The sequence below is a fragment of the Bacillus sp. FSL K6-0042 genome, assembly GCF_038006685.1.
Taxonomy (GTDB): Bacteria; Bacillota; Bacilli; order Bacillales; family Bacillaceae_G; genus Bacillus_A; species Bacillus_A pseudomycoides.
On record NZ_JBBOVS010000001.1, the window covers coordinates 234,663 to 257,147 of the forward strand.

At 33.8% G+C, this 22,485-nt stretch carries 17 protein-coding genes and 7 pseudogenes; 16 read left to right on the forward strand and 8 right to left on the reverse strand.

What is annotated here, in order from left to right:
* Positions 1-100: 100 nt before the first annotated feature.
* The 6 genes and pseudogenes from MHH45_RS01265 to hblB all read left to right on the forward strand — a co-directional run.
* A pseudogene (locus tag MHH45_RS01265) lies at positions 101-262 on the forward strand (ADP-ribosylglycohydrolase family protein); the annotation flags it as partial.
* Positions 263-1,049: 787 nt separating this feature from the next.
* A pseudogene (locus MHH45_RS01270) lies at positions 1,050-1,191 on the forward strand (RICIN domain-containing protein); the annotation flags it as partial.
* Positions 1,192-1,395: 204 nt separating this feature from the next.
* A complete protein-coding gene (gene hblC / locus MHH45_RS01275) occupies positions 1,396-2,715 on the forward strand; it encodes a hemolysin BL lytic component L2 (protein ID WP_340861741.1) in 1,320 nt (439 codons plus the stop codon).
* A gap of 65 nt (positions 2,716-2,780) precedes the next feature.
* A complete protein-coding gene (gene hblD / locus MHH45_RS01280; RefSeq protein WP_016115406.1) occupies positions 2,781-4,001 on the forward strand; it encodes a hemolysin BL lytic component L1 in 1,221 nt (406 codons plus the stop codon).
* Between the two features lie 37 nt (positions 4,002-4,038).
* Complete coding sequence (hblA, locus tag MHH45_RS01285) at positions 4,039-5,166, forward strand: hemolysin BL binding component B (RefSeq protein WP_016115405.1); 1,128 nt, start codon at positions 4,039-4,041, stop codon at positions 5,164-5,166.
* 267 nt (positions 5,167-5,433) lie between these two features.
* Entirely contained in the window at positions 5,434-6,834 is a 1,401-nt protein-coding gene (gene hblB / locus MHH45_RS01290) for a hemolysin BL regulatory component HblB (protein ID WP_016115404.1), read from the forward strand.
* 145 nt (positions 6,835-6,979) lie between these two features.
* On the opposite strand, the gene MHH45_RS01295 is transcribed toward hblB, so the two are convergent.
* Positions 6,980-7,672: a cytochrome P450 gene (locus tag MHH45_RS01295; RefSeq protein WP_016115403.1), complete on the reverse strand. Its 693-nt coding sequence runs from the start codon at positions 7,670-7,672 to the stop codon at positions 6,980-6,982.
* Between the two features lie 744 nt (positions 7,673-8,416).
* Between MHH45_RS01295 and MHH45_RS01300 the strand changes: the two genes are divergently transcribed.
* Both MHH45_RS01300 and MHH45_RS01305 read left to right on the forward strand, forming a co-directional pair.
* A complete protein-coding gene (locus tag MHH45_RS01300; RefSeq protein ID WP_016115402.1) occupies positions 8,417-9,700 on the forward strand; it encodes an aminopeptidase P family protein in 1,284 nt (427 codons plus the stop codon).
* Between the two features lie 91 nt (positions 9,701-9,791).
* Positions 9,792-10,004 (forward strand): annotated as a pseudogene (locus MHH45_RS01305) (multicopper oxidase family protein); the annotation flags it as partial.
* 200 nt (positions 10,005-10,204) lie between these two features.
* Here MHH45_RS01305 and MHH45_RS01310 read toward each other — a convergent pair.
* From MHH45_RS01310 to MHH45_RS01335, 6 genes and pseudogenes are all read right to left on the reverse strand, one after another.
* Positions 10,205-10,573 carry a hypothetical protein gene (locus MHH45_RS01310; RefSeq protein ID WP_016115400.1) on the reverse strand — a complete coding sequence of 123 codons (369 nt, stop codon included), beginning with the start codon at positions 10,571-10,573 and terminating at the stop codon, positions 10,205-10,207.
* Positions 10,574-10,877: 304 nt separating this feature from the next.
* Positions 10,878-11,558, reverse strand: a complete 681-nt coding sequence (locus MHH45_RS01315) for a DUF1266 domain-containing protein (RefSeq protein WP_016115399.1) — start codon at positions 11,556-11,558, stop codon at positions 10,878-10,880.
* 12 nt (positions 11,559-11,570) lie between these two features.
* On the reverse strand, positions 11,571-12,869 hold the full coding sequence (locus MHH45_RS01320; RefSeq protein ID WP_088093725.1) for a J domain-containing protein: 1,299 nt from the start codon (positions 12,867-12,869) through the stop codon (positions 11,571-11,573).
* Positions 12,866-14,569, reverse strand: coding sequence for a molecular chaperone HscC (locus tag MHH45_RS01325; protein ID WP_016133080.1), 1,704 nt, complete (start codon positions 14,567-14,569; stop codon positions 12,866-12,868). Before MHH45_RS01325 ends, MHH45_RS01320 begins: the two co-directional genes overlap by 4 nt.
* A 592-nt stretch (positions 14,570-15,161) precedes the next feature.
* Positions 15,162-15,468, reverse strand: a pseudogene (locus MHH45_RS01330) (MFS transporter); the annotation flags it as partial.
* Between the two features lie 78 nt (positions 15,469-15,546).
* Entirely contained in the window at positions 15,547-15,879 is a 333-nt protein-coding gene (locus tag MHH45_RS01335) for a hypothetical protein (protein ID WP_016115396.1), read from the reverse strand.
* Positions 15,880-16,401: 522 nt separating this feature from the next.
* Here MHH45_RS01335 and MHH45_RS01340 point away from each other — a divergent pair.
* The 8 genes and pseudogenes from MHH45_RS01340 to MHH45_RS01370 all read left to right on the forward strand — a co-directional run bounded on the left by MHH45_RS01340 (position 16,402) and on the right by MHH45_RS01370 (position 21,754).
* Entirely contained in the window at positions 16,402-18,354 is a 1,953-nt protein-coding gene (locus MHH45_RS01340) for a bifunctional metallophosphatase/5'-nucleotidase (RefSeq protein WP_088093724.1), read from the forward strand.
* 106 nt (positions 18,355-18,460) lie between these two features.
* Positions 18,461-18,616 (forward strand): annotated as a pseudogene (locus MHH45_RS01345) (IS6 family transposase); the annotation flags it as partial.
* A pseudogene (locus MHH45_RS01350) lies at positions 18,615-18,734 on the forward strand (YIP1 family protein); the annotation flags it as partial. The pseudogenes MHH45_RS01345 and MHH45_RS01350, both read left to right, overlap by 2 nt.
* A 404-nt stretch (positions 18,735-19,138) precedes the next feature.
* On the forward strand, positions 19,139-19,606 hold the full coding sequence (locus MHH45_RS01355; RefSeq protein WP_016133078.1) for a DUF6985 domain-containing protein: 468 nt from the start codon (positions 19,139-19,141) through the stop codon (positions 19,604-19,606).
* A gap of 349 nt (positions 19,607-19,955) precedes the next feature.
* Positions 19,956-20,375, forward strand: a complete 420-nt coding sequence (locus tag MHH45_RS01360; RefSeq protein WP_016133077.1) for an SMI1/KNR4 family protein — start codon at positions 19,956-19,958, stop codon at positions 20,373-20,375.
* A 44-nt stretch (positions 20,376-20,419) separates the two neighbouring features.
* Positions 20,420-20,866, forward strand: coding sequence for an SMI1/KNR4 family protein (locus MHH45_RS01365; protein WP_416076137.1), 447 nt, complete (start codon positions 20,420-20,422; stop codon positions 20,864-20,866).
* Positions 20,867-20,938 carry a DNA/RNA non-specific endonuclease gene (locus MHH45_RS27945; protein WP_088093729.1) on the forward strand — a complete coding sequence of 24 codons (72 nt, stop codon included), beginning with the start codon at positions 20,867-20,869 and terminating at the stop codon, positions 20,936-20,938.
* 300 nt (positions 20,939-21,238) lie between these two features.
* Positions 21,239-21,754 (forward strand): ankyrin repeat domain-containing protein, encoded by a 516-nt coding sequence (locus MHH45_RS01370; RefSeq protein ID WP_016133075.1) that lies wholly within the window; start codon positions 21,239-21,241, stop codon positions 21,752-21,754.
* Between the two features lie 38 nt (positions 21,755-21,792).
* Here MHH45_RS01370 and MHH45_RS27950 read toward each other — a convergent pair.
* A pseudogene (locus tag MHH45_RS27950) lies at positions 21,793-22,272 on the reverse strand (hypothetical protein); the annotation flags it as partial.
* Between the last annotated feature and the right edge of the window lie 213 nt (positions 22,273-22,485).

Genomic DNA, 22,485 nt, shown 5'->3' on the forward strand with positions numbered 1-22,485 from the left:
TAGAGACTCATGATGGTTGTACCATCATGGGCTACTATATGCAATGATTTAATTGAAAGAGGAGTACAAGTTTAGACGAGACGACATTTTACTGGGTAACGGGAAAGCTGAGTTCGATAATGGTAATGGTGCAATAATGAGAATAGCACCATTGGCTTTTATACTACTATATACTGAGTTTGATTTTATAAAAGAAGTAAAAATGATAAAAAGATATACTGAAATTACTCATGCTCATCCTCGTGTTATAGTAGGTTCCATTCACGCACCTTTTTTAGAGTAATAGTATCAGTATGTCCAAGATTTAGAGATTACTTGCAATTATCTTGAAGTTTTCGCACCAGAACCGTATTTTTTGTACCAGAACCGTGTAGGTTCTATGTCTCTATCAAATAATTTTTTGCACCATAACTCCGTGTAAACAAAAAATTTTCTTTCTCTACAGCTAGCTATTTATAAGAGCACATCTTATTTAAGCCTTTATTCGGATATGTAATTTTGCATATCTAAATAAAGGGGATAAATATACAGAGTGTGATTAAATTATATTAAAAAATAATCAAGTATTGTTTAAATATTCAAATAGTTATTTTTCACTCGGATATATCAAGTTGTAACTATTATAATTACTTAAATAATATTAAACAATAATTTTAGAAGTATAATATTTCCACTTGCGTTAATATTCAATAACTAAATTATTGAATATAATCGACAAAATTCTACTATTTACGCATTGAAAGTTTAATGTTTTAATAAAGGTGTAATTGGTATGACCACTAAGAGGAGGAGAAGGTTGTACTAATAAAAGTGCAATTAAAGTTGCAAGTAACATCATGTCAAGTTTATTTTCATAATACTCAGTTAATTTTGTTTGGTAATAATTTAGAATCAAAAAAACATCTTATTTGTAAAAAATAGAATTCTAAGTTTCTACAAAGCAAAAATGATCTTATTTTATTCCGAGGTGAAAGTATAAGCAATGTACAGTATAATTTCATCTTTTGTAATCTTGTAGGGTTCTTACCGACAAAACTAAGAGGGATATTATGAAATTACTATCAAAAAAAGTCATGGCAGGGTTAGCTGTAGGAGCAATGAGTTTATCTATCTGGGCTCCTGCAAGTCAAGCAGCAATTCCAGAGAAACATAAATATTTATACTATTCATTTGGAAGCTAATTCAGATATAGGTGATGAAATTTTATAGTTTACTTTTAAATGAGGAGGAAGTAAGGTCCTTACATTCTATGAGAAGTAAATAATAACGAGAGTTTAACACTCTATCTGAAAGACTTCTCCTTCCTCAAGAGTGTGCAAGAAAAGAGCCTATCGTTAGAGCGTTCAAGATGTATGTATAAGATTGTAAAAAGACAATAGTAAAGAGGTGTTCGGAATGAAAAATAAAATAATTAAAGGATTTTTAATAACATCCATTGTAACTGGGGCGAGTATTCCTATCAATACTCTCGCAACACCAATCGTTCAAGCAGAAACGCAACAGGAGAACACGGATATTTCCTCATCATTACGAAAATTAGGTGCACAATCGAAATTAATCCAAACATATATAGATCAAGCTTTAATGAGTCCTAATGTACAGCTTGCAGAAGTTCCATCTTTAAATACGAACCAAGATCTAATCAAGAAAGATATGAACGAATGGTCAACGGAACTTTATCCAAAATTAATTCTATTAAATGCAAAAAGTAAAGGATTTGTAACTAAATTTAATAGCTATTATCCAACATTAAAAGCGTTTGTAGACACTAAAGAAGATAAAGAAGGATTTTTAGATAGACTTGAAGTTCTTCAAGACATGGCTATGACGAACCAAGACAACGTACAACGTCAAATTAATGAATTAACAGATCTTAAATTACAGCTTGATACGAAACTTAAAGATCTCGATACTGATGTGACAAAAGCGCAGGTTGCCCTAAGTTCAGATGGAACAGGGAAAATCGACCAGCTAAAAAATGAATTACTAAATACCCAAAAATCAATTCAAAATGATTTACAACAAATCGCATTGTTACCAGGAGCTTTAAATGAACAAGGGTTTGTTATATTCAAAGAAGTCTATAACCTTTCAAAAGATATCATTGAACCTGCTGCTCAAACAGCGGTGGCAGCGTATAACAAAGGAAAAGAAATTAACAACTCTATTTTAGAAGCAGAGAAAAAAGCAGAGAAAGAAGCGACAGAAAAAGGGAAATCTGCTCTAGAGATTGAAGCTGCCAAAAAAGCTGCTCGTGAAGAAATTGAGAAAAGCAAACAAGCTGAAATAGCTGCAGCTGCAGTTACAAAAACGAAAGAGTATGACCTTACGAAAGTTATTGACCCTGAAAAAATTAAAAAAACATATAGTGCTTTCGCTGAAGTAAATAAACTAACAGCAGAGCAACGAGCACATTTAGCTGATTTAGAGACACAAAACCAAAAATTTTATGATTTAACAAAGAACCTAAAAATAGCAGATTTACAAAAATCCATGCTTCTTCGTATGCAAAATGATTTGCATACGTTTGCAAATCAAGTGGATGTAGAACTTGACCTAATGAAACGCTATAAAGAAGATTTGAATCTAATCAAAAATAATATTACAAAATTATCTACTAATGTTGATACAACTGACCAGCAGTCTCAAAAAGATACATTAAGACAATTAAAAAATGTAACAAGTTACCTTGAAGAACAAGTTTATAAATTTTAATATTATGTTTTTGAAATCTACAAAGATTATAAGAATCTATCGAAAGACTAAGGAGGAGAATAGATATGAAGAAATTTCCATTTAAAGTGTTGACTTTGGCCACTCTGGCAACGGTTATCACTGCTACTACCGGTAACACTATTCATGCATTTGCACAAGAAACGACCGCTCAAGAACAAAAAGTAGGGAATTATGAATTAGGGCCTGAAGGGCTGAAGAAAGCATTAGCTGGAACAGGATCTAATATTCTTGTAATGGATTTGTACGCAAAAACAATGATTAAACAACCAAATGTAAATTTATCCAATATTGATTTAGGTTCAGAAGGAGCAGAATTAATTAAAAATATTCACCTTAATCAGGAACTGTCACGAATCAATGCGAATTATTGGTTAGATACAGCGAAGCCGAAGATTCAAAAAACAGCGCGTAATATTGTAAATTACGATGAACAATTTAAAAATTATTACGATATATTGGAAGCTGCTGCACAAAAGAAAGATAAAGCAGAGTTAAAAGAGGGCATAAATGATTTAATCACTACAATTAATACAAATTCAAAAGAAGTCACAGAAGTAATTAAGATGTTACAAGACTTCAAAACAAAACTGTATGACAATTCTATAGGGTTTAAAAATAATGTTGGTGGCCCAGATGGGCAAGGTGGATTAACGGCACTATTAGCTGGAAATAATGCACTGATTCCACAACTTCAAGCTGAAATTGAGAAGCTACGTTCTACTCAGACAGAGCATTTTAACAATGTATTAGCATGGTCAATTGGTGGTGGATTAGGAGCAGCCATTTTAGTTATTGCAGCCATTGGAGGAGCGGTAGTAATTGTTGTGACTGGCGGTACAGCAACACCAGCTGTTGTTGGTGGACTTGCAGCTCTCGGTGCAGCTGGTATCGGTTTAGGAACAGCTGCTGGTGTCACGGCGTCTAAGCATATGGACTCCTATAACGAAATTTCTAAAAAAATCGGAGAATTAGGTACGAAAGCCGATCTTGCTAGCCAAGCAGTTATTTCGCTTACGAATGCAAAAGCAACTTTGACAGATCTGTATCAAACAGTGGATCAAGCGATACTGTCTCTAACAAATATCCAACAACAATGGAATAAAATGGGGGCCAATTATACAGATTTACATGATAATATCGACTCTATGCAAGAACATAAATTCTCTTTAATACTTGATGATTTAAAAGCTGCTAAACAAAGTTGGAGTGATATTCATAAAGATGCAGAATTCATTTCGAAAGATATCGCTTTTAAACAAGAATAGAACTTATAATCAAAACCTATATTAGGAGGAATATGAAATGCTAAATAAAATCCCTTACAAATTAATTGTTGCATCGGCGCTTTTAACTATGACAACAACTTCTGTAGTCTCACCAGTAGCAACTTATGCAAGTGAAATTGAACAAACGAACAATGGAGAGACGTCTCTTTCAGCAAATGAAGCGAAGATGAAAGAAACTTTGCAAAAGGCTGGGTTATTTGCAAAATCTATGAATGCCTATTCTTATATGTTAATTAAGAATCCAGATGTGAACTTTGAAGGAATTACTATTAATGGATATGTAGATTTACCTGGTAGAATTGTACAAGATCAAAAGAATGCAAGAGCACATGCTGTTACATGGGATACGCAAGTAAAAAAACAGCTTTTAGATACATTAACGGGCATTATTGAATACGATACAACATTTGAAAATTATTATGAAACAATAGTAGAGGCGATTAATACAGGGGATGGAGATACTTTAAAAGAAGGGATTACAGATTTACGAGGTGAAATTCAACAAAACCAAAAGTCTGCACAACAATTAATACAAGAATTAACTAAATTAAGAGACGCTATTGGACAAGATGTTAGAGCATTTGGAGGCAATAAAGAGCTCTTGCAGTCGATTTTAAAAAACCAAGGTGCTGATGTTGAGGCTGATGAAAAGCGTCTACAACAAATTTTAGACTCAGTAAACTATTATAAAAAATTAGAGTCTGATGGATTTAATGTAATGAAGGGCGCCATTTTGGGCCTACCGATAATTGGTGGTATCATAGTGGGTATCGCAAGAGATAATTTATCTAAGTTAGAGCCTACATTAGCAGAATTACGTCAGACTGTAGATTATAAAACAACATTAAATCGTGTAGTTGGAGTTGCGTATATTAATATTAATGAGATGCATAAGGCACTTGATGATGCTATTAATGCTCTTACTTATATGTCCACGCAATGGCATGATTTAGATTCTCAATATTCGGGAGTACTTGGACATATTGAGACTGCATCTCAAAAAGCTGATCAAAATAAATTTAAATTCTTAAAACCTAACTTGAATGCGGCTAAAGACAGTTGGAAAACATTACGAACAGATGCTGTTACATTAAAAGAAGGGATCAAAGAATTAAAAGTGGAACCTGTTACTCCGCAAAAATAAGGAAATATTGGTTCCGTTGCAAAGTTACCTAAAACATAGAGAATCTATGATTACATTGTTAAATAGTCATACAGAAATTAAAAATTCCTTATATACAGAAAAGGCGAAGTTTGATTCAAGACTTCGCCTTTCACTATAAATTCTCTGTAATACTTGATGATTAAAAAACTGCTAAATATAAGTAGGAATGCATTCATACAGATACGGAACTAATTTCGCTTTTAGAGAAAATAGAACTTATCAAACCCTGTATAGGAGGAATATGAAATGATGAAAAAAATCTCTTACAAAATACTCGCTGTATCAACGCTTTTAACTATGACAACCACTTATGCAGTCACACCAGTAGCAGTTTTTGCAAGTGAAATTGAACAAACTAACAATGGAGATATGTCCCTTTCAGCAAATGAAGAACAGATGAAAAAAGTTTTGCAAGATGCTGGGGTATTTGCAAAATCTATGAATGAATATTCTTATTTGTTAATGAATAATCCAGATGTGAGTTTTGAAGGAATTACTATTAATGGGTATGCAGATTTACCTATTAAAATTGTACAAGATCAAAAGAATGCAAGAGCACATGCTGTTACATGGAATACGAAAGTAAAAAAACAGCTTTTAGATACATTGACAGGCATTATTGAATACGATACAAAATTTGAAAATCATTATGAAACATTAGTAGAGGCGATCAATACAGGGAATGGAGATACTTTAAAGAAAGGGATTACAGATTTAAGGGGGGAAATTCAACAAAACCAAAAGTCTGCAAAAGCATTAATAGAAGAATTAACTAAATTAAAAAACGATATTGGAGAAGATGTTAGAGCATTTGGAAGCCATAAAGAGACCTTGCAATCGATTTTAAAAAACCAAGGTGCTGATGTGGAGACTGACCAAAAGCGTTTAGATGAAGTTTTAGGACAAGTAAACTACTATAAAAAATTAGAATCTGATGGATTAACAATGGTAAAAATCCCTTTTATTCCCACATTGATTTCTGGTGGTATAATGATAGGTACAGCAAGAGATAATTTAGGCCGATTAGAGCCTACATTAACAGAATTACGTAAGACTGTAGATTATAAAATAACATTAAATCGTGTAGTTGGAGTTGCGTTTCATAATATTAGTGATATGCATAGTACGATTGATAATGCTATTACTGCTCTTACTTATATGTCCACGCAATGGGATGATTTAGACTCTCAATATTCGGGCGTACTGGGACATATTGATACAGCAGCTCAAAAAGCTGATCAAAATAGATATAAATTCTTAAATCCTAACTTGAATTCAGCTAAAGACAGTTGGAAAACATTAAGAACAGATGTTGTCACATTACAAGAAGGGATGAAGATTGCAGAGGAAAAAGAACAGGATCTTATGAATCAGCTTCGTCCATCAAACGTTTTCTACTTTTATAAAAAAATTCATAACGCATACACATTTGAAATAAAGACTGGAACAAATGCACCAAATGCGTCTTATAAAGTTATGAATTTAACTAAAAACACTGTTCATAATATGTGGAGTGGAGGACCAAATACAAACATGTGGGCTGACTGGCTTTCATTCAATCCAAAAGATGAATTTGCGGTGGTAGCAGTAGTGGATGGGAAAGAATACGTTGTATATAAAGGCAAAGTAGAAAATATAATGAACTGAACCCGAAAAGTTAGACAGAAAAATTACGCAGCTATTGGAGATGGTACACTAAACTGGACACTAAGTTAAGTGAAAAAGATGATTCAGAGAGTTCTGTTGCAAAGTTTTTTAACAGATAAAAAGTTGGTATGATTGCAGATGGATTTTATGCAATCCTTAGTAATTGTTGTAATTTATTATACGTCGAAAAAACGAAGTTTGGTTGTTGCAAACTTCGTTTTCGTTTATATAGAGCATGAACGGTTTCAATGCCTTTCAAGGTACGTGAAGCATGACGAATGCCTTGAAATCCTGCGAATTTGGCAAAACGCCAGCTGATCATGAGCGGTCCAGCATAGCGAAGTAGCTCTTCGATAGCATTCGGTAGCAAAGAAGGATTACTACGCAACAATGCTAATTGTTCGGGATGTTTCTGCAAAGCAACCATACCATTTCCAATTAAATTGGTTGTGGTCTCATGTCCAGCAGTAATGAGTAATTGGACGGTAGAGAGCAGTTCGGGTTCACTCAGTTTATCCTCTTGATCGTGTGCGTGTATCAGGGAGCTGATTACACCCTCCGTTGGATGTTTTCGTTTTTCTTCCAATGTTTCTCGGATGCATGAGTAATACTCTTTGATCCATGCATGATGGTCTTGATTAGGATCTGCCTTTATGCTCACCCACAAATCATAAATTTTCTCTTGATACAAAACAGGTATTCCTAACATCTCAGCAATAACCCGAAATGGAAGTGGAAAAGCAAAATCTGCAATAAGATCCATCTTCCCTTTTTTCTGTACTGCATCCAATAATTCATCTGTAATCTGTTGAATACGAGGTTCTAGATTCGCGATCATTTGAGGGGTAAATCTTTTTCATGGATCTCCATTGGATGTTGTCCATCATCAAGGAGCATATTTGTTTTGTTGAGATTATGTTTTTTATTTCATCCTCCACATCCTCCGCTTGTATACCTCCATAGCTGTCCTGTCTAAACCAGAAAAGAAAAACCTGCACCCTCGGATAGTTAGTTGTAATAAACCTTTTACTGTGTGATGAATACTTGCTATATCTACTAATAGTAACCTTAACAACCCCATTAAGGCACTAAAGCACTCTAGGTCCTTTCTTGTTGCAGTGCGTTTATATAACATATATGCAATTTCTTTTTTTTATTTGTTTCTCGTAATCTTATAGTTTTTTGTGCTCTTCTGAGATTGAATACATACACTTGTTGCAGTTACCTATTGGATACTATTAATACATCCAGTCCCAGTTGTAAAAAATAAGTTATGTTTTCTTACTTTTTTTATAAATATTTTTTCTATGATATTGGATAATCCACTGTTTTTATAGTTTGAATATAAATTTCCCATTCTTTCTTTAATAGGTGTCTTTTCATAAAAAAAACTCCACATGTAGTATGTAAGGAGATTATCTCATGGGTTATTTGCAAATAGAAGGTGGGGAATATTTGACGCTTACTGATTAATGTTTTACTTTCTACACGATAATTATTAATTGACGAAAAATTATAACAATAATAAAATGAATTACATTGGATAATTTGTTTTGATACATAGAATTCAAGGGGGATTATTATGAAGCCAATATTTTTTGCCCAAAATAGAGAACGATTAACGAGAACATTGCCAGATGGATCGATTACTATTTTATTTGCCGGACAGGCACCACATATGTCAGCTGATGCACACTATAAATTTGTGCCGAATCGAAATTTTTACTATTTAACGGGAATCGATGAGCCAAATGTTATTTTTATTTTAAAAAAGTTTGGAGATAGTGTAGAAGAAACTCTTTTCATTGAAAAACCAGATCCAGTGCTTGAAAAATGGGTTGGTAAAACCGTTTCGAAAGAAGAAGCAGAAAATATTTCTGGTATTAAGAAGGTTGTATATATAGAAAGTTTTGAAGTAACAATTGCGAATACACTTTTCGCAGAAAATGTGAAACATGTGTATTTAGATTTGGAACGTCGTAATTGGAAAGGTACTGAGACGAAGGCGCTAGCATTTGCGAAGCACGTAAGAGAACAGTATCCTCATCTTTCAATTGGGAATGTCTATCCGAACATTTGTGAATTACGAGTGTTCAAAACAGATGAAGAAATTAAAAAAATAAAAGAAGCAATTGCGGTTACTCAAGAGGGTATTTATAATGTGCTGAAACAAGCGAAAGCAGGCATAATGGAATATGAATTAGAAGCGCATTTTGATTTCACATTAAAATCGTCTGGTATTAAATATCATGCATTCGATACAATTTTGGCGAGTGGTAAAAATGCTACTGTGCTGCATTATGAAGATAATGATGCAAAAGTGCAACAAGGCGATTTAGTACTGCTCGATTTAGGTGCTCAAAAAGACTACTACAATGCTGATATTAGTTACACATTCCCAGCTAGTGGAACATTCTCTAATCGCCAAAAACAAATATATAATATTGTATTAAAGGCATTAAAAGAAACAACTGAACTTATAAAGCCAGGATTAAAATTCGCTCCATTAAATGAACATACAAAAAAAGTACTGGCAGAAGAATGTAAAGAAATTGGTTTAATTCAAGAAGATGAGGAACTATCTAAATATTATTATCATGGTGTGAGCCATTTCCTCGGTTTAGATACTCATGATGTAGGAACATACAAAGATAGAGTATTAGAAGAAGGTATGGTCATTACGATAGAACCAGGTTTGTATATTGAAGAAGAATCAATTGGAATTCGTATTGAAGATGATATTCTTGTCACAAAGGACGGGTATGAAAACTTGTCAAAAGATATTATTAGAACGGTTGAAGAGATTGAAGAGTTTATGAGAGAAAATAATGAAAACGTTAAGGAAAGACAAGTTGTTACAAAATAAAAAGACGCTCAATTTTTGGGCGTCTTTTTATTTTGTTCATTTGGCATCTCCATGTTTTCTCGAAAATCGTCTTATATAATAATCTTGAAAAAGCAAAGAAAAGTATGATAAAGATTACACATTAATGTTAGATGAATGGGTAACAGATAAAAAAGAAATCGATAAGCAGTTAAAAGAAATGACAAAAGGGAAAACAGAAAAAGCAGACGGTAATAAATCTAGTATGGATAATAAAAATACGAAAAAGAATGATGATATGAAAGGCATGGATCATTCCGGTATGGACACGGGTAGTGATAATGAGTCAATAAGTATCATGTAGACAGCAGTAACAAGATCAATGATGAGATTAAGGGGCTTGAGGCTTCGCTTGCGGAGAGGGTAAGAAAAACTGATGATGCTTTGGCTGACGAGGTTTAATTCGAGAAGGTTAAATGCTATGGGGTGATCTTAATAACTGTTATTGTAAAAAACAAATATAAACGGGTTATAAAGTTAATAGTTCTAAAATTTAAAATACAAAAGTACGTAAGACAAGTGAATGAATATCGACGTAAAAACGTAAACGTAAAGTAACTCCAAAATATACAATAAAAGTTGATTTTGGAGTTGTTTTTTGTTTACTTCACTTTTTTTCGGCACTCTGTATCTAGGTAAACGCCAACACTCCTTTGGGGTAAGGCGTCTAATTTTAAAATCTTTCGTTAATACAGCCTGATTACAAGCTGTATCCAATGTTTGGGCTATGCCTTTACCAACTCTTCCTCGTCTAGTTTTACTTCCTGGTACTGAGAAGTTAATACTATCTCCAATTTGTGCCTCGGCATACCCTTTTTTAGTAGCTTCTCTAATATAAACTGTATGTGTCTTCATGGATAATTTCCCCCTTAGATATGCTATTTTTGTGTATTTTCTATTAATATTCTTGGTGGATCACCGCATGTCAAAGTAGGAGATAGATTATTAGTGTCATATACATGACTGCTTACTCCCCAACCACTAGGATTTACGTTTCCAATTTAATCAATGTAATCACTTCTTCCTGCAAGAATCAGTTTTTTATGTTATTAGAAGTGAATTCTTCTAAGTTTATCAAATACCTTATATGTAAATAAAATCCCAGGAAATCATAGTTCCTAGGATTTTTTATCAATTTGGTTAAGAAGCATAGCATGATTTAACTTAAATCTTTAAGTAGATTATTTTCCCATGGAACAACACGCAATAGAGTTTTTTTATAATCAAACAAGTACGATACGTAATTAATATTATACTTATCTTTATTTATGAATTCTATATCATTTGCGTTAAAGTGGCTGCCGATACGAAAGGCGTTAAAATACTCGTGCCAATCTGAATAAGAATGTTGTGAAAGTCGTGCAGCCTGTATCATAAAGTTCTTTGCTTCCTGTTTTGATAAATAACCGAGTCTTCTACCGACCCGACATAAACAGATACACCATGCATAATCAAACGCTGCAATTCCGGAATCCGTCAAAATGTGTAATCCGTAATTAGCAATATAAAGTTTTTCATAGTCAGGATTGTCTTTCGATAATTGCTTTCGCGCTGCCTCGGAAAGAGGAGTCAATTGATGGCGTATATGATTAAATTCCTGCCGTGTTCCTTCTTCTAAAAACCAAATGATTTTCTCTTTTAACTCCGTCGAATTTTCGATTTGCCATGTCCATAACACGTTCTTCAAAAAACGTTTCCCAATAAAGCGGTCTCTGATAAGGGTAAATTCATATCGGGTAAAATAGTTTGTAAGGTAAACGCAACTCAAACAAACGGAAGACAGACAGCGGAAATATAGTTCGAGCTGTTTCTCTCGTTTTCTTTTATATAAAACAGGCATTCTGTCTCCTCCTTATGCTAATGTTTTAAGCCTAACGAATTTCCATGCTTCCCAGATAAGTGGGAGTAGGAGAAGTAATGCATATTTAGATGGTAATGGGGTTAAAACAATAAGAATCATAAAGAGCAAATAAACCCAGGTGCGGCTAATAAATAGAAACAAAAAGTATAGCGCATATCTGATAATAAACTTCATATTTATTTCTTGTTTCTGTCTTTTCTCTGGAATTTCAGTGTGAATTCGAATACAGTATGAACGAAATTCGAAGCGTTCCACATAACGCTTTACCACATCCAACGCCCTAGTGGCTACAGTTTCTATATCACCTGATTCGAACGAATACTTCACTATTAAGAATTGTGCGTCCATATGCTCCGGCTCAATCGACAGTAGATGCTCACAGTCCTTGATAGCATCTGCAAACTGCCCGCGGTCATAGTAAATCTGGGCCCGATAAAGTAAACCATCTAGGTCATCCGGGCAAATGGCAAGTATGTCATTGAATGATTGTAACGCACGTTCTTTATTTTCTATGCGCAAATAATAAATGCCCTGCATGCGTAAAAGTTCCGGATCTTCTTGATAAAGCTCGTATGCAAAATCGAGTGCACTTTTTGCTGCTTCTAAGTTATTATTCATAAGTGTGAGCTGGACTTCTTCACGTAAATGAAAATACGCTTCAAAATCTAAATCATCACTTTTCTTGAAAACATCATAACGCATTTCCTTCTCGCCGCTAATTCTCTCTAGCAAAAACTGTACCGTGTCCTCACCATATTCAAATTCTAACGCCTCTCTTTGTTCACTAAAGCGAAATACATTGTCGAGAAGTTCCCAAATCGAGCCGGGGAAATGGTAATGATATTGTAAAAATTCTATTAATCTATCTTGAATCACTGCCGCATGTTCTATGTCCCATATCACATCGGAACTTAATAAGTCTTCCCAATTTTTCGGTTCGATTCGTGCAAAGAAATCGTTATACAGCGTCTCGATTTTTTCCGTAAATGCGTGAACGGGATGTTCTGAAACGAGAGTAGCGGCAAGTTCAGCGTCACCATCCATCCATGTAGGAGATACAGGATGGATATAGGAATTTTCTTCGTTTTCATCTGTTTTTTCTAGTTGAGAGGGAGGTGCGGTCTTCATTTGTTTTGCGCTTTTTATCGCTTTATCAAATGCTTCTCTCAGCCTCTGATATCCTTCAGGATCGTCTTCGGGATGATAGATCTTTAGAAGTTTTGCATAAGCCTTTTTAATAGCTGTGATATTATCGGTAGGCTCAATTTCTAACGTTTCCCAAATGCTCATGAATGACTGATCCACCTTTCAATATTCTCTAAATGCTCTTTTAATATATGAGCGGCTTCTTTCACTTTTTTATCATTTTGCGTTGTGAGCGCATTTTCAAATTGCTGTAACAAGATCGCGACTTTCTGGCGTTCGTCACCGAGTAACTCTTCATAGAGCCGTTCGCCTTTTGCGAGCAGCAATCGGTTTTCGGACCGGTCTCGTGGATGAATTTTAATTTCCTTCAATTCTAGTAGTCTAGCTTCAATTTCTTTTTCTGTAAGATTTCCGGCATTTTGTTGGATAATTGCTCTTTTTTTCTCTCCAGTCGTTGTACTTATTACCTCGACTTCGAGAATGCCATTTATGTCATATGTATAACGAATGTCAATCGCCTCTTGTCCAGCAGGAGCAGGAGGGACTTTAATTTTAAGTTCGCCAAGTTTTAAGTTATTTTTAACCAAGCGGTTTTCTCCTTGATAAACATCGACAAGTATGGAGTGTTGTCTATCATTGACAGTATAAAGTCGTTCCACTCGACTTACAGGAATCGGTGTATTTCGTTCAATAATCGGGAAGAAGTATCCGGATCCTTGTTGTCCATTTCCTAATGCTTGAACAACACTAGTTCCTAACGTATATGGACAAACATCCGTTAAGATAACTTCTTCTAGTGCTTTGTTTCGTTCTTTTAAAGCAACTTGAATCGCAGCACCTAAAGCAACCGTTTCATCAGGATTAATATTCGCATGAGGCATGCGTCCGAACATTTTAGAAATGACGGATTTGATAAGCGGCATCCTTGTCGCCCCGCCAATTAGAATGACAGCATCTAAATCCTTAGGGTTTAGCGACGCATCGCGAAGTGCGCGTTCAATCGGATAGCGAAGCCGTAAGAGAAGCGGGGTTACTAATTTTTCAAATTCACTTCTGTTAATGCGAGTTTCATACGTCTCATTATGAATAACGACTTTCATAATCGCGGCAGGCTCATTACATAATGTAAGTTTGCAACGTTCAGCTTGTGCATAAATTAAAGATAGCGTTTTTGAGTCAAGGGAATCGGAATCGAGTTGGTGTGACTCTAAAAAAAAGGACATGAGACTGTTTGTGAAGTCTTCGCCTCCAAGATAATTATCGCCGGCGATCGATTTAACATCCATCACTCCTTCAAATAATTCTAAAATGGACACGTCAAATGTTCCGCCGCCTAAATCAAATACAAGAAATTTTGTCTCTGCCGCTTCCTGATACAGTCCGTAAGCGATAGCAGCTGCCGTTGGCTCACTAATGAGACGTTCAACTTTTAATCCAGCAATTTCAGCAGCTCGTTTTGTCGCTTTGCGCTGAGCATCGTTGAAATAAGCAGGTACGCTAATGACAGCACCAGTAACCGCTTCGTTTAAATAAGCTTCTGCATCTTGTTTTAAAGATTGAATGATAAAAGATGAAAGTTCTTCTGAAGAAAATGTATACATACCTAACTCGTATTTTTTCTCTGTTCCTATAAATCGCTTAAACGTTGATGCTGTAACGTGCGGATGGGTAATCAGCCGTTCTTTGGCGATGCGTCCGACTAAAACTTCACCGCTCTCGTCAACGCTGATGACAGATGGTGTAAGATATTCGCCAAGTGCATTTGGGATAAGGGCTGCACCATGATCCGTCCAATAGGCTACTAAACTATTCGTTGTTCCTAGGTCAATTCCAATCGTTGCCATAATAATCTCCTCTCGTTTTTACTCTATCATACTATATATTATTATTATTATAATATATAGTATGAGAAAAATGGAATCGTGGGGTTTTATTTCTTGAAGGAAAGAGGGAGAAACAGATAGTTTAGTGGTGTTGAGTTTGTTATAAGTAAAGAGGTATAATTTCATCAGAATGTTTTTACAAACATGGGAAAATTTTATGTAAAGGGTGGTAAAGAGGTCAGATGATAATTGGAATTATATGTTTGATTTTAGGAATAGCGTTAATTTGGATGAGTGGAGGGGGACTTTTATTATTGGTGCCTGGCATTCTGTTTACAGTGGCGGGCGGTGTTATATGTGTGATTTTTAGACGGTTAGAAAAAGAGAGAAGAAGATTAAGGAAGAATGGTTAGAAGTTACATATTGTATAGTTTGTACTTACATAATTAGGCGGAAGCATCAGGTCTAAAACATCTCTTATATTTTATAAATTATAAAAAAGAACCCTAAACTTCTCGTTTTAGGGTTCTAATTATGAAAGAATCGTTATTCTATATGACTAGTTAACAAATAGACAATATATCTATTTTGTCGCTTTTCGTCCTACTAATATTCAGTATAGAGATAAACTGAAAAGGGCAATGAGTACGAGAATGAATAGGATATTGCTAAACATGGAAGCGTCCGCATTGTTTGCAATTCCTAGGAAGCTTTGGCGCATTGCGGAATGGTCCATCATTGCTGCTGTATAGGCGATACCGATTGACATCGCGACATTAAGTGTTAAATTATAAAACCCGATTGCTGTTCCTGTTTTTTCTTTCTCGATTGTTACAGATGCAAGAATCAAGTAATGGTGCATACATGAATGCAAATGAACTAGAGAATAGAACCATAGATATGACGAATACTTTTAAACTGAACAATTACATTACAAAGATTTGTAATGACATAATCGAAATAGAGCCCTGTTAATATTAACAGGGCTCTTGTAGAGTTTATGCCTTTTTTCCAAAAATGTTATAGAATCCACCGATTAACAGTGCCAAAGTAGAAAATAAATAAAAGGGTATCATACTTCTACAACAAATAAACATACCAATTGCGGATAGTATCATTAATATTCCAGCTTCTTTATGCGCTCTCTTCGCTCTTATGTATCCATAAACTCCTACAATAGCAGAAAATATTCCTGTATAGCCTATTATGCTATACAGATTAATTGATCCTGAACCATATTCAAAATCCCCAATGAAGATAGAAAATAGCGAACTAAATATCCCTAAAATTATACCGATAAACGCTACAGTATCTTCACCTGTTCTTCCCAATATAAATCTCCACCCTACATTCATATATATTTTATTTCCGTAATACAATTATCATTCATATTTGTTAACAACTCTTAACTCATTTCGAGATGTATCATAATAATGAATATAACCTGTTTCCAATTTTATTTTTTTCTGTTTATGATAGGAAATACTTACTTCTAGATTTTCAGACAGTGCCCCGCACACTTTTAAAATGAAAATTATCATATAACATCAAGAAGTAATGAGGGACTATAGCAAACAATTAGTTCGAATGTACAAACTCATTCTAATTATAGCAAAAGAACTAAGAATTGGAATCTTGGTTCTTTTGCTATATACTATCTCTTCATAAAATCAATTTTCTCAAATACTTCTTGTATTTCTGGTTTTAATGCGTATGCCATCAATTATTCCTCCCTAAATCTAATCTCAATGTCATATTTATCTTTTGTAGTTGAAGTTTTCCAAATAATAAGTTACATTTTTAAAGTTCAAGCAACTTTATGACAGTAAAAAAAGGGGAGAAATATTGTTATTATGCCAAAAATGAAATGGAAGAACTATGTATATTATTTTGTTATTCTTATACTTCTTGGAACAGCAGTAACAGTCGAACCAGCTATCTCTAAAGCTGAGGAATCTGATGTTAATATTACATTATTGGGTACTGCAGATATTCATGGTAGATTTATGCCTTGGGATTATGCGCTTGATGGTGCAAATATGAGTGGAAGTTTAACGCAGCTTTATACGGTTATAAAGAAGGTACGTCAAGAAAATCCAAATACCATATTATTAGATGCTGGGGATACAATTCAAGGAAACTCAGTAGAATTATTCAATGATAAGCCACAATCTCCAATGATGGTAGCGATGAACGCAATGGGATATGATGCTTGGGCATTTGGAAATCATGAATTCAATTTTGGATTAGATACATTGAAAAAAGTTAGTGAGCAATATAAGGGAAAGACGTTAGCAGGAAATATTTACAAGGAGAATGGAGAGCGTTTTCTTCCTGCATATACGATTGTTGAAAAAGGTGGAATTAAAGTTGGGATTATTGGCATGAATACACCAATGATTAGTGATTTTGAAAAAGGGACAGATCATTTGGCTGATTTAGTGGTGAAAAATCCAGTAGAAGAGACAAAAAAGGTAATTAAAGAATTAGAAGGTAAAGTAGATGTAATGGTAGGGGTTATGCATATGGGACTAGAAAATGAGAATGGAATCCCTGGTACTGGGGTTCAAGATATTGCGAATGCTTGTCCGGAAATAAGCGCTATTTTTGCAGCTCATATGCATAAACTTGTTAAAAAGGAAGTTGTAAATGGTGTTATTATTACAGAACCAGATAAATATGGAACACATATCTCACGTATTGACCTTACTTTTACAAAGCAAGATGGGAAGCTGGTTTTAAAAGATAAAACAGCTACCGCTTTACCTGTAAAAAATGCTGATGGAACAACGGTATTATCTGATCCTACACTTGAAGCAACACTAACACCTTTTCACGAGTATGCGAGAGGAGATGCAAATGTTGTAGTCGCTCAATTAAAGGGTAGAAATCTTGTTCCTGAAAATGAAATAAAGGGTATTCCAAGTGTGCAAATTCAAGAGACACCTTTATCAGATTTTTTTCATGAAGTCATGCTCTATTACAGCAAAGCAGATGTAGTAGCCCATCAAATTGATAACGATTATGCCCGTTTGGATGTAGGTCCTATTAAGAAGAAAGATATTGCGTATAATTACCAATATGCTTTGGGAGAAATAACAGTATATAAGATAACTGGGAAAGATTTAAAAGACTACATGGAATGGGCGGCAGGGTATTTGAACTCATCTCGTGCCGGAGATGTAACAGTTAGCTTTGATAAAACCCGCCGTGCGTCTAAATACAGTACGAACGATTTCTTTGGAGGCGTAAAATACGAAATTGACTTAACAAAACCATATGGAAGTAGAATTACAAATTTACGATCTATTCGTACAAATAAACCAATCAAAATGAGCGATGTTATGACGCTGGGAATGAATGCATATAGAATGGAGGCTCTTCAGGCAAAATGGGGAGCTTTAGAGGGACGTAAGTTTGAACAAATTTGGTCATCTAAACAAGAGAATGCATTCGGAGAAACAGGTGGAACCATTCGTAACCTTGCTATTACATATTTAAAAGAGATAAAGAATGGTGTATACACGCCCAAAGTTATGCATAATTGGAAAATTACCGGTGTAGATACACATTCTTCAGAGCATAAGGCTGTAGTGGATCTTGTAAATATAGGAATTTTAGAAATTCCAAAAACAGAAGATGGAAAATATACAAATATTGCATCTATAAATACTAAAGATTCAATTACAAAAGAAGAGATTGTAGCACTCTCTCAAAAAGCTAATATTAATCCGAATCAGTTTAATCATGTAAAAACAAAAGGTGAATTTTATAAAAAACTAAATAGGATTATTAAAAAAATATAAGAAAAATCTGGTTCTGTTGCGAAAAAAGGTTCTGTTGCAAAGTTTTCGAAACTCAAGTACACTTTGGAAAAAGATGAACGGGAGCGGGATATTTTAAAGGAAAACAATTCAAACAAGCTACTATTGTCGTTTTTCTTTAAGCTTTCGCGATGTAACTGAAATACTGAAGGAACGTGGGGTGTCTGTTCACCCAACAACCATCATGCGCTGGGTTCATGAATATGGTAACTTGATCTATCAAATATGGAAGAAGAAAAAGAAGAACGTTCACTAATCTAAATAAAAATAAACTTGTGCCGCTAATTATTGCACTTTTTATCCTTACTACTGCATTAGCGAGTATTTCCGGATTCATGCAAGAAATAACTAATCCAAAATGAATTAGACACACTTTCCAATCTCTTGGGAGAGTGTGTCTATTCGACTTTCTCTTTAAGATTTATTTAATCAGTAAAACCTTTTCTAATTTCTCGGTTTTGGTGCAAGAAATCTATTTAAGTGGACATATTCCTTGTGGGTGGAATGGAAAGTATCCAGAAGGAAATATATTTATATACTAGGGAAACAATAGATGATTCAGCTCTGAAGCGTTTTATATATTATCTATATGATATGGGGGATTATCCAAAAAAAAGTTAGATTATTTCAAACTGTCGGATTAAAAACAGGGAAATTCGAAAATGGAAAGTTGTATTAGCTAGGTAGAGTGAGAGGGATAAACACAGGGGCGTATATGTCTGAAGGGTTTGCTACAAAATAGAAATGAACTAAAGGAGATTGCATAATGGTAATAAATGATGAAGTTTTTGGAGAACTTGATTATCAGTATAAATGGCTAGGATACAGAACTGTAAAGTTTTTAGGGAAGGACATCGAGATAGCATTATTAGTAGGAGGTACAGAAGATGGGGAGTTTGATGAAGGACAATATGCAGCATACAACTCATTAATACATAATTGGGAACAAATCCAGCATAGCATACTACATTCAATTTTAGATTATTATAAACAAAAACGGCATGAACTCGGTTATGATGTTGCGTTTAATGAAGAATATCCATTAATTGAGACAGTTGATCAATTAATAGAACATATAATATTAGTAGGTATTTCTGTTCCATATGACTTTTTTCGCGAAGGACGTGATATCGGAATATCATTTGACTGTTCGTGGGATGAAGAAAATGGTTTAGGAGTTCGTCTTATAAATGAAAAAGTAGATGAAATAGGCTATCAAGATGTTGCGGTTTAAATATCACTATTTGCTAGGAATACACATAAAAGATTGGTTTGTTTGGAGGTTAATAGAAAAAAGCAGGGGTAAATACTAGAAATCTCTGCTTTTTTTATGGATAAATGAAAAAATTAACCTTGAAAATTATTTCTATCGTATATAGATGAGATTAATAGAATTGAGGCTTCGCTTGCTAAGGGAGGGGATGTAAGGAGAATTAAGGAAATCAATAAAGAAGCCCTTAAAAATGTGATGGTGGAAGCAGCAAAAAAATCAACCACCATATACTGAAGATTTAGTAATGAAGAAAAAAATCATTAGAATCTGGTAGAAGAGGAGAAATAAAAAAGATAAAGGAGATGATTTCATGGGATTAAAAAAATGGCTTTTTTCTGGTGAATCTTTAAATGAAAAAATTTTTATTGAAGTTGAAAGGTTATTTGGATTTAAACTCCCTGATGATTATAAAAACTGTATAATGGAAAATGATGGAGGGTTTCCAGAACCTAATACCTTTGATTGTGATGATGGAAGAATTGAAGCTGTTTTCAATGCTTTGATTAGTTTTACCGATGAAGATTTAAATATAAAAATGTTTTCTGAATTTTCATCACAAAAATTAATTCCTTTTGGTAGAGATCCTTTTGGAAATTTACTATGTTTTGACTATAATGACAATGCTGACTCGCCTAAAGTTGTTTTTTATAATTGCGAAGAAACTGGAAGTACATTAATTACCCCAGTATGTCAGTCATTTACAGATTTATTAGATAGATTATATTCTTAAAAATAAAATGAGCACTAACAAAAAGAAAAGTAGGTGGAATTTTAGTGATACAATTTGAGTATTCATATAAACCACTAGCAAGTGAAGATATTAGGAACTTTGAAAATAAGTATGGTATAACATTACCAGATGACTATAAAAAATTTTTATTACATAGTAATGGTGGTAAACCTGTTAAAAGAAGGTTTAAAACAGTTGATGGGACGATTACAACTTCAATTATGTTGTTTTTCCCAATAGCAGAAGAAACAGAATCAAATTTGCAAAGCTTTTATAATCAATATAATTTAGGTAAAATAGTTCCATCTAATTTGCTACCTATAGGCATTGATCCAGCTGATAGCTTGATATGCTTAGACATTGATGGGGATGGCAAAATCTACTTTTGTGACATGGATTATTTTGAAGAAGACAATGAATTAAAAGATGAGTATGTTAAATTAGTTTCAGAGAGTTTTTTGATGTTCCTTAATAACTTATATACATCATAAATTAACAAATATGATGGTGGTCACTTGATAGGAACCCAATTCCATGGATCTGGTGATATTGATAATTTGTGAATACAAATATTAAAATGAGAAGCCACAAGATGAAAAATCAAAAGAACAGAGGATTAAACAACTCTCTTCTAGCTATTTTATTTAGTTGTACATATAATATTATTTATTATTAAAAAATAGAATAATCTAAATTCCCCCCTAAGCAAGCTCACTTGTTTAGGGGCATTTTTATGAAAGACGGAAAAAGTAAATGGTGGGTCAGCAAACAAAAACTATGATTAGGGCTATGCAAATAAAGAGTGTTGAAGTTCTTGAAGGATTAGCTAGTAGAAGATAAATTGAAATGAAGGGGGACTTGTTTTGGATAAAAAAAGTGTAAACAAAGCAATAAGGAATGCAATTAAACTTGGTGATGCTCATGAAGTCAAACAATTAATAGGTAATGAAAAAGAAATTTTGAACATAATGACTTCATTTGGTACATGGTTACATGTAGCAGCAAAGAAAGGGCCCCTTGAAATAGTTAAGTATCTCATTGAAAAAGGTATAGATATTGATGCTAGAGGTGGTATATTCGATGCTTCTGCGTTAAATGTGGCAGCAGGAGCGGGGCAATTGGAGATAGTAAAATATCTAATAGAGGTTGGTGCAGAATTAGATGTGAGCTTAGCAAAAAGGAATCCATTATTTGGAGCAATTTATGGTGGGCATAAAGAAGTAGCCGAGTTTTTAGTAGAAAGAAAGGGTTATTTACTTTTCAACCACTTAGATCTAACCAATTCTTTTTCTTCAAATAAGTTACATAAGTTGTTCTTAGTTAGTTCAAAACACACTAACCAAAAATCTTTTTGCCACTTTGAACAGTCTTCCTCGTAATCCATAAGCATCTGAAGCATACAGTATGAATCAGATGGCTGAATATCAATCATATCATTTTTAAAAAATAAAGCTGTAAGACCATGTTCAATAGATAGCAAGCAATTTTTATGAAATGAAATTGCAAAGTAAGCATAGTTGTCCTTCGTATAGTTAGGTAAAATCTCAAATGTAGGAGTTCCTAAATAAGGATGGATTTCTTCCATACTATTAAAAGTAATAGGGCTAAAGGAATGGTCATTTACATTTTCATTATATATTTCGTATCTCATTAAATCTTTGAATTGCAATTCAAATAGAGCATTTAGTATATTTTCATAAATAATATCAAAGTGTTCCTTTAAATAACATAGCGTATTATAAGCTTCTTTTGTTAAAGGTTGATTATTTTCTAAATACCCATCTATCTCAATGTTTTTTTGTTTAAAAAACGAAATGGAACAATTTACGTTTATAGACCTATCCCAATAGTCGCATTCTTTGGAAAACTTAAAATTGTCTACTTTGTATAACACCATTCACACCTACCTAATTAAATTTTGTTATTCATAATTAACGCCCTCTTATTAGCGAAGTTGAATATGTTCCCCGACTGTTTTTATTATGGCACAATCACAGCGTAGGGTGTAGTATAATTGTAATTAATTCACAAAAACGAAAAGTATTTTTTAGTCTTGAAAAATAGCTGTAATCCTTATAACCTCCATCAAAAATAAATAACATCCCTTTAA